Annotated in this window: 8 protein-coding genes; 3 read left to right on the top strand and 5 right to left on the bottom strand. The window is 46.0% G+C overall.

The genetic code is table 11. The features are described 5' to 3' along the window. Positions 1–169: 169 nt before the first annotated feature. From ppiC to ACR2PX_RS07875, 4 genes are all read right to left on the bottom strand, one after another. Positions 170–451, bottom strand: coding sequence for a peptidylprolyl isomerase PpiC (gene ppiC / locus ACR2PX_RS07890; protein WP_433998808.1), 282 nt, complete (start codon positions 449–451; stop codon positions 170–172). 4 nt (positions 452–455) lie between these two features. Then, positions 456–1,031: a ProQ/FINO family protein gene (locus ACR2PX_RS07885; RefSeq protein WP_433998807.1), complete on the bottom strand. Its 576-nt coding sequence runs from the start codon at positions 1,029–1,031 to the stop codon at positions 456–458. Between the two features lie 347 nt (positions 1,032–1,378). Next, complete coding sequence (locus tag ACR2PX_RS07880; protein WP_433998806.1) at positions 1,379–1,762, bottom strand: DUF2237 family protein; 384 nt, start codon at positions 1,760–1,762, stop codon at positions 1,379–1,381. Positions 1,763–1,932: 170 nt separating this feature from the next. Beyond that, positions 1,933–2,178: a hypothetical protein gene (locus ACR2PX_RS07875; RefSeq protein ID WP_433998805.1), complete on the bottom strand. Its 246-nt coding sequence runs from the start codon at positions 2,176–2,178 to the stop codon at positions 1,933–1,935. A gap of 832 nt (positions 2,179–3,010) precedes the next feature. Here ACR2PX_RS07875 and ACR2PX_RS07870 point away from each other — a divergent pair. Further along, a complete protein-coding gene (locus tag ACR2PX_RS07870; RefSeq protein ID WP_433998804.1) occupies positions 3,011–4,372 on the top strand; it encodes a L,D-transpeptidase family protein in 1,362 nt (453 codons plus the stop codon). A 95-nt stretch (positions 4,373–4,467) separates the two neighbouring features. On the opposite strand, the gene ACR2PX_RS07865 is transcribed toward ACR2PX_RS07870, so the two are convergent. Continuing rightward, positions 4,468–5,145 carry an NUDIX hydrolase gene (locus ACR2PX_RS07865; RefSeq protein WP_433998803.1) on the bottom strand — a complete coding sequence of 226 codons (678 nt, stop codon included), beginning with the start codon at positions 5,143–5,145 and terminating at the stop codon, positions 4,468–4,470. Between the two features lie 194 nt (positions 5,146–5,339). Between ACR2PX_RS07865 and ACR2PX_RS07860 the strand changes: the two genes are divergently transcribed. Continuing rightward, positions 5,340–6,017, top strand: coding sequence for an isochorismatase family protein (locus ACR2PX_RS07860; protein WP_433998802.1), 678 nt, complete (start codon positions 5,340–5,342; stop codon positions 6,015–6,017). After that, positions 6,018–7,187 carry a nicotinate phosphoribosyltransferase gene (gene pncB, locus ACR2PX_RS07855; RefSeq protein WP_433998801.1) on the top strand — a complete coding sequence of 390 codons (1,170 nt, stop codon included), beginning with the start codon at positions 6,018–6,020 and terminating at the stop codon, positions 7,185–7,187. It abuts the gene before it with no gap. Positions 7,188–7,386 lie beyond the last annotated feature (199 nt).

The following is a 7,386-nucleotide window of genomic DNA, read 5'->3' as shown; positions in this document are numbered from 1 at the left end:
ATCAGACGATAAAAGAATGCGATAGCGGGCTGGCATAAATGAAATCCTGAACGATGTCAGGGGAGAATGCCAGAATGGAGAATTCCGGCATTGCTACAGGACAAGTAAATTGTTTTTCTGTACTAGGGGCCTGACCGATCTTTCTATTCTCGGTCAGGCTCTTAGGGTTTCAGTCGTTTCGATAAAGCGTTTGTATCAGGTGGAAGCCAAACTGGGTTTTGACTGGGCCATGCACCTTCAGAATTTCTTTTCGGAACACGATTTGATCAAAAGCTTTTACCATTTGTCCTTGTCGAAATTCACCAAGGTCTCCTCCCTTTTTACCGGATGGGCACTGGGAGTGTTTTTTGGCCAGCTGGCCAAAGTCGGCACCCTTATCAAGCTGCTTCTTGAGCTTCTCAGCTTCTTCCCGTGTTTTAACCAGGATATGTCTGGCACAAGCGGTAGCCATGATATTATTCCTGAGTGGTGGAACTCTGAGTATTGGCAGCATCCGTGGTATGACTTTGAGCGGGTTGCTCGGTCACCAGCTTGAGCTGTCCTACGAAGACTCGCTGATCTTTTTTCTGGCGAGTCTGTTGTCTTTGATACAAAAGAATTTCCGCATTAACCGCTTCTTTCAATTTGACCTTGCCGGAAGATTTGCCATTCAGGTCTACACGGTTTCTACCTTCCTTGATGGACAGAAGATAGCGATCCTGCTGGGTAAAGAGCTTTAAAGCTTTCTTGATGGTACTGACAGGGAACTCCCCTGTCTGCTTCATCTCGTTATGAATGCCCACTTTTAAAGGTCTGGGCGAGGCTACACGAAAAGCTTCAGGCCAGCGCTCCCTGATCAGTCGAAGTGCTTCAGAGCTGGATAGTGCATCATTTTTTTCAGCGGTTACATCTGAAGACGGTTCATCAGAAGAAGGTGTTTTTCTGCATTGAGTATCTGAGTCCGAAGCTTTCAGATCGTCTCTTTCTGCATTGGGCATATTGTGCTCATGACTGATTACTTGAGATGTTTGTTCTGTACACTTGTACTGCATTGTGGACTTCTATCCTGACGGGAACTCATTCTGATCAACAGGCCGAATCTATTGTGCCTGTTTAAAATCTACAGTTGAAGCCTGAGATCCCTGTCTTGTTAAAACTTTTCATTATGAATATACCGTCAGGGCTATCGAATTCATATCAAGCAATACGAAGTTATGAATGCCTTTCAGGTTTGGACTGTCTGGCATGATAGCTTGTTATTTCAGGCGTTCAAATAGGTTCTGTTGACCATGAAGGCATTTCAGCCTCTATGAGGTGAAAAATTGTTTCTGTCACTCATGGCTTTCTTTCTTGAAGTGTTAGCTTACTGCCATTTTAATCTGAACAGTAGTTTTGTTCATTAATGAATATCGATGGCTTTTGATTTCAATATTCCAAAACTAATAACTTCAAGTGCATTTTCGTGAGTTGATCTCATATAGACCGGAGGTGCAACGCCGGCTTCATAAGCCTGTTTCCAACGTTGTGCACAGAGACACCAGAGATCACCGTCTTTCAGTCCGGGGAAGCTATGAGCCTGGTTGGGGCTGATCAAGTCGTTGCCCTGCTCAAGTGAAAATTCCAGGAAGCTCTTGGTCACTTTTGCACAAACAACGTGACGACCAATATCGTTATCGTCTGTATGGCAATAACCATCCCTGTAGATTCCGGTTGCAGGGTCAAGGCAGCAAGGTTGAAGAGGTTCACCGAGAACATTTTTCTGGACAGAAGTCGGTGTGTTCATGCCGTATTCCATAGCCAATCGGGAGGGAAGGAGTTAACAGCAGGTTGGTTCGGCAGTCAATGAAGAATTTCATGTAAGTCCTGACAGGTTAACAATCTGTCAGGTCATTAGGTTTCTTTTTTTGTTCAGCCATTGTTATTCAACTCTGAGTGTTGTGCTGTTATAGAGCATCAGGGTCTGATAGAAGTATGGACTTTTGCCTGTCTGACGGTCATTTGCAGACCTTGTTCTCTTGGCAGAACTTTATAAATACTTCTTAGATATTCAGCTTCAACCTTGACTGAGTCTTCAACCTTGACTGAGTCTTCAGTCTTAACACTGTCTTCTACTTGAAGAGTGTTGTTGTCTTCCAATTGCACATTGGATCTGAGGTACTTCAGATAAGCTTCCATGTGGCTTCGTGCAGGTATACTCATTCTTGTTCCAAATCGCCTTTGGCTAAAAATAATGTGCTTTGAAAAAAAGTGGTGATGTCAAAGCAAAACGGATTTTCACAATCCAGAGAGCATGCAACCGACTTTCCTTACCGGCATTCCTTCTCCGGCCTGGGCGATTGCTACGGGAAGGTATTATGCATAATACGTGCCAGTTGTAAATTGATACGCATCAATACTTACTTCGCTGTGTGTTTTCTTTGGTCGAAGAGGTTTGGGAAGGGCGTTATTTGAGTTGTTTGCCTTAGTGTTACGTCACGTTTGGGATCGCAGGTAACACCTTTTCACTTTCTTCCGGCTTATTAAGAGCTTTTGTCAGATGTTGTACATTGATGGGAATCTTTATTTTGTAGCTCTATTTGTAGCTCTATTTGTAGCTCTATGGGTGATGTGAACGGAATAATACGACTTTCTTCGTTTATTATTGGGGGTATGTCAATCAATTGAAAAAGATAGTCAGGGAGTGAAAGTCTGACAGGGCTAGCTTGAATGTCTACAGGTTGACACTCAGTGCTGGCGCTCAGTACCTGCTCTTTGAATAGGGAGATATAGGATGGTGCTGTTAAGGTTGGTTGTTTTCTGAAAGTTGTCAGAGAACTGAATATCTAAAGGTTTGATCTTGTCTGGGTATCCAATACTGCTTCTATTCGACAGATTTTTGTCGCTCTGATCTTCAGGGATAACCATCTATATATAAAATCTTCTCTTGGTCGGCAGCTTATGCTCTCCCTTTGCGAAATCGTTATCAGCTCTCTTTAGTCTGTTTATAGCCACCTGACTTTGTGCCCAGGGCACAGCTGTAGACGAGGATATCATGCGTAAATGGGTTGTAATGCTGATTTGGTTCACTCTTGCCGCTAAGGCCGATAATACGGCTTATATAAACTGGATCGCGGGATTGCCTGATCAGGGTATTCCGGTCGAAGATCAGGACTGGAAGCGCCTGGTTTCGAATCATTCTCCTGAAGAACTTCAACAAGTGGTTCGTCGATACGCTCTTTATTTGGATCAGGGGCGTTTGGACAGGCATCTCTTTCAGCCAGGCTGGCGGATACCAGATCAACCCAGACAGAGCAAAGGTCAACCACATCAATATTCAATTCAGGATCTGAAGGGGCTTGAGCCAGAACTCCCTCAATATCAGGCTCTGGTCAGTAGCTTGAAAAAGCTTAAAAGCTGGAGTTTGAAAGCGGGTCAGGAATTTCCTGATGACCTGATTTTCTTTGAAGATGACCAGCATCCGGCTGTTGCTCGCCTGAATCAGTGGCTCATGGACCTGGATCTTGTGGAAAAGCTGGAAGGAACGGTTTACACGCAGGCGCATAAAGATGTATTGACTCAGGTTCAGCTTCAGTTTGATCTCGGCCCCGATGGAAGGTTGGGGGTAATGACGCGTCAAGCATTGCTGGCTATCACTCACCAGAGAATTAGAACGCTTAAGGCAAATCTTGAGCGCCTTCGATGGTTGCCGCCTAAACTGCCATACCCACACATTCGCGTAGATATAGCCGGATTCAATGTAGCCTGGGTTAAGAGTCAGTCTAATCAAGTGACCCATAAGGCTATTGTTGGAACTCGACATAAGCAAACCCCGGTTTTTAACGATCAGATTGAAAGTGTCACTTTTAATCCCATTTGGAAGGTTCCGCATTCAATTGCTGCCCATTCGATGCTAAGGGCTGAGAAGAAAAAGCCGGGCTTTTTAAAGCATGAAGGTTTTGTCGTGTATGAGAGTTGGGATGATCGCGCACCGGTTGTGTCCATTGATAGCGTTAACTGGCGATCACTGACCCCCAGGACATTCCGGTATCGGCTTGAGCAGCAGCCCAGTGAAACAAACAGGCTGGGCCGATTCAAGCTGGATCTGCCTAATCAGTATGGCGTTTATCTGCACGACACGGATAAGCCTGAGCTGTTTGAAGAAAGTAAAAGGAGCTTTAGCTCAGGTTGCACTAGGGTTGAAGGGATTGCGGGTCTGATCCAAACGATCTTTAACGAACAGTCCATGGCGTGGGTGCATCAACCCACACCGGAAGAGCTGACCTACAAGCGAAGGTTGCTGGAACCAGTGCCGATTTACTTTGTCTATTTTACGGCCTGGCCTGATGAATCTGGCAGAGTCCGCTTTCGGGAGGATCTCTATCAGCAGGATATTGCCATGACCAGCTGGTTTTAGGAGCCTGTAGGATTTAGGTTGTTATTTCTGAGATTTAGGCAGAAATTGTCTTAACTTGAACAGGCTCCTGGTCCATTTCCCCGTAAAGTTCCTGGCTATTGAGTGCTCAGGTAGAGTCTGTCAAAGAGCCAGGTTTGTGAGTTCTTGTTGACCTTGTATAAGGCAGCGGGTCGGTTGCTTCCTCTTCTTTGTTTACCGGTATCAATCAATAAATCTTCTTTCAGGAAGCGGTTACGAATCGATCGCATGGGTGGGATTTTATCCAGAACTGCTGAAAAGACGGTTTGTATGTCAGAAAGAGTAAATTCTTCAGGGAGTAGGTAAACCGGAAGAGTACTGTACTGTATTTTACTTTTGAGACGACCCAGTGCCTTTTTAACGAGTTTGCTGTGATCGTATGCAAGAGGCAGGTCGGGTGTACCATCAGTCACTTTTATCCAGCGGGTATTCTGACAGGTTTTAGATGCTTCAAGGCTTGATAGCAGAGCCAAATATACGACGGTAAGAGACCAGCCGCGACTGTCTCTATCGGGGCTGCCAATAGTCTCTACCTGTTCCAGGTGTGAGATAACCTGCCGAGAGTAGATTCTGAGTTGTCTTTTAGCAGCGTCATCAAGAGATCGGTCATGATCGGGTTCTATACGACCTGCAGGTAGCATATAAAGCGGCTTGCCATCCGCTCCACGATCTTCTTTTACCAGTAGCATCAGCTGGCCATTGATCACTTGGAAGGTAACAACATCTACAGAAATGAGCGCTGTGCTCAGGCTCATGGGGTTCTCCATTTCCACTTTTGTTACTGAGTTTGATCGATTTCCTGTCATAGACTCTGGCCAGCTTGATCTTTCGAAAACAGTGTATCCGAAAATAGTGTATCTCGACCCCAGTTGATCTGGCCATGCTTGACAGGTTAATGAACCTGTTTCACTATGTTAGTGAAGATGGTTCATTTTGTCACGGAGGAAATATGGTCACTATTGGTCCCAAGAGCAGTGTGGCAGCCTTTGATGTGGATGCGCAGAATTGCTTTACACCCCTTTGTCCTGCGGAGCTCCCTGTGCCAGAGGGGCATGAAATAACGGATGCCCTGAATAACCAGGCCAGGCTGGCCCAGTTCCGTCTCGGCTCAAAAGATGCTCACCCTGAGAATGCGGTTTGGGCAGCGACCCAGCAGCGTCCTCAACTGTCTCCTGTCATTGGCTTTGAAAACTCTGATTTGCACTGGAATATTCATGCTGTCCCGGGCACTTATGGTTTTGAGTTGCTGGAAGGGCTGCCAGCAGTCACCGAATATGACTTCTTTGTCTGGAAAGGTATCGAACCTGATATTCATCCTTATGGCGCCTGCTTTCATGACCATGCTGAAAAGCGTTCGACCGGCGTCGTTGAATTTCTGGAAAGTAAGGACGTTAAAACGGTGGTTGTCGGTGGTTTGGCCCTGGACTACTGTGTGAAAGTGACGGTGCTGCAGCTATTGCAATCAGGCTTCAGGGTGATTGTAAATCTGGCAGCTACACGAGCATTGTCTGTTGATACCGGGCATGAAGCACGAAAAGAAATGGAAGCTGCTGGTGCTGTTTTCGTAACCAATAGCGACGAAATCAAAGTTATGGACGAGCCATGTCCTTCAAACTGGAGTCATTGAGTGGAAGTTCAGCACCCTATTATTACCAGTCTGCTGGATACCGATCTTTATAAATACACCATGCAGCAGGCTATGGTACTGAGGTATCCGGAGGCGGAAGCTAAAATGGCTTTTCGCTGTCGTTCTGGTCGTTTGAATGTCTCTCTAAGTGATTTGAAAAGAGAAGTGGGAGCTCTGAAGCATCTGAGGTTTCAGGATGAAGAGCTTCAGTGGCTGGCCAGTCTTCCTTTTATTAAGCCAGAGTTTATTAAGTGGCTGAGCGACTTCAGCCTGGATCCTGGGCAGGTAACCATGACTGAGTCCGGGGGAGAACTCAGTATTGAAGTCACGGGTAATTGGGCAGCGATCACTCATTTTGAGATTTTTATTCTCGCCATCGTCAGTGAACTGCACAGCCGTAGTTCTCTAAGCAGAGAGCTGGAGCATGAAGGAAAGCAGCGGCTGGATCATAAAATTCATTTTCTCAAACGTGAATTGTTCAGTTCCAAGAAAGGCTTTGGGCTGGTGGATTTTGGTACTCGCCGTCGGTGTTCAGGCCCGTGGCAGACTTATGTGGTACAAAAGTTGATGACAGAACTGGACTGCTTCAGTGGTACCAGTAATTTGCATCTGGCCAGAACGCTGGGATTAATGCCGGTCGGGACCATGGCTCATGAGTGGCTGCAGGCGCATCAGTCGCTCGGGAGTAGCTTGCTGCATAGCCAGAAAGAGGCGCTGCAGATTTGGCTGGATGAATACGGAGAACAGCTGGGAACGGCGTTAACCGACACCATCAGCATGAAGGCTTTTCTTGCGGACTTAGATGAAACCATGGCTCATGCTTATTCAGGGCTGAGGCATGATTCCGGTGATCCGATCGAATGGGGAGAGCTGGCGCTGTCTCACTATAAAAAGCTAGGCATAGATGCCAGATCCAAGACCTTTGTGTTCAGTGATAAACTTGATTTTGAAACAGCGGTGTCTATCTATCGCCATTTTGAAGGGCGTGTGAATGTCAGTTTTGGCATAGGAACCTACTTAACCAATGATATGGGATTTGCTGCTCCAAACATTGTCCTTAAGCTGGTGGAAGTGAATGGTCATCCGGTAGCGAAGTTATCGGATAATCCGGAAAAGATCATGTGTCAGGATCCTGATTATGTTCAGCAGCTCAGAACAGTGTTCTCCTGAAAGAAATGAACTCTAGGAGCCTGTCGGACTTACCACTGACCTACTGCGAAAAAGCCTGATTTGGCCATTTTTTATGATTCTTTTCGTTGAATAGCTCGCTATTCGCCTCAAATAATCATAAAAACTGTCTCAAACAGGACTTTTCCTCGCTACGGTCGGCTAAGTCCGACAGACTCCTAGAAGCCTCTGAGTAGATGTT

The sequence above is a fragment of the Endozoicomonas sp. genome (genome assembly GCF_051008435.1).
In the GTDB taxonomy this organism is placed as follows: Bacteria; Pseudomonadota; Gammaproteobacteria; order Pseudomonadales; family Endozoicomonadaceae; genus Endozoicomonas_A.
Note: the sequence above shows the minus strand (reverse complement) of the source record. Positions and strands in the feature narration are given on the sequence as shown.